Below are 1,225 nucleotides of genomic sequence, written 5' to 3'. Positions count from 1 at the left end.
GATCGTCAGACCGCCGAACTTCAGCTCCGCATCGCCATCCTCAACCGCTTCACCGCTCTCCGCATCCCCGCTACGCACCGATGCGCTTCGACATAATCTGCGAATCCAACAGGATCGAGCACCGGCTTACCAAGCCCAACCATCCTTGGACAAACGGTCAGGTCGAACGGATGAACCAGACGATCAAGGAGGCAACCGTCAAGCGTTACCATTACAACAGCGACGATCAGTCGCGCACGTACCTCAGCAACTTCGTGGCAGCCTACAACTTCGCTCGCAGGCTCAAGACCCTCGGCGGCCTCACACCCTTGATCCAATCCACCAAATGCCGGAACTGAACACTAGTCGGGCAGCCGAGGGCGGTGAAGCGGTTGAGGATGGCGATGCGGATCTGAAGCATGCCGGTCTGTCTATCGTAGTCGCGCGCGGCGAACCTCTAAGCCATCAACTTCAGGCAGTTCATCCGTTGGGCGGCAAGGCATTGCGCAGCAATTTCCTTAGAGGCTTTGTCTCTGCACGGCTGCGGCGGTGGTATCCACTTCACTTGCACCAGAGCCCGGCCGAAGCGCTTGATCGCTATAAGGGCCTCGTTTCTCGCCCCGCGTCGGGGCTGTCCTTCTTCCATGGCTTGGCGTTGCGTTTGGGCGGGATGATCGCGGCGGCGCTCAAGCGGATGATAGCGTCGCGACAGGTCCGGCCGTCATAGGCGCCATACGCTACCCGGCAGGGCATCACGCAGTGATGTCCCAAAAAGGGCACGAGTAGGTGCAGCGGCTCGCCATTGCCATGATAGGGCAGTTGCTCGGCTAGGGTGTTCTGCCGCCGGCACAGCGTCGAGTAGTCCGGAACTGGCCAGGCGAGCCCTGCCAGGTTCAGCAGGCTCTCGACGATAAGGGTTGCCGAACGGTTGTCTGTCGCAGCGGCAGGCCAAAAAGAACCTTGATCCCTTTCACGACATCTCTGCGTGACGCCATGCCGGGATGGCACCAGACCGTCAGCGACCCGCGCTCATGCAGCACGGCGTCGTACGACGAGTAATTTAGGATGCGGGAGCGGGGCGGGCTTCGACATCCAACCGCTATGTCGCCGGACTCGCAATGTAAATTTTCAACAGCCATCGTGCAACAAGGCCGCCGGAGCGGGATGAGAGGTATCCGTCCGTTGTGACTGCTCTGACGGTGAGCCTCTGCTGTCGATAATGTCCATGATCGATAATGGACATCTT

2 pseudogenes are annotated in these 1,225 nt (G+C 59.8%); one reads left to right on the top strand and one right to left on the bottom strand.

The features are described from left to right. A pseudogene (locus Q1A87_RS23460) lies at window positions 1-308 on the top strand (integrase core domain-containing protein); the annotation flags it as partial. 32 nt (window positions 309-340) lie between these two features. On the opposite strand, the pseudogene Q1A87_RS23455 reads toward Q1A87_RS23460, so the two are convergent. Then, window positions 341-1,118 (bottom strand): annotated as a pseudogene (locus Q1A87_RS23455) (transposase); the annotation flags it as partial. Between the last annotated feature and the right edge of the window lie 107 nt (window positions 1,119-1,225).

Origin of the sequence: uncultured Jannaschia sp. (assembly GCF_947494055.1) — a bacterium.
Lineage (GTDB): Bacteria > Pseudomonadota > Alphaproteobacteria > Rhodobacterales > Rhodobacteraceae > Jannaschia.
The sequence above is the reverse complement of the archived record's forward strand: the minus strand, read 5'-3'. Positions and strand labels throughout refer to the sequence as shown.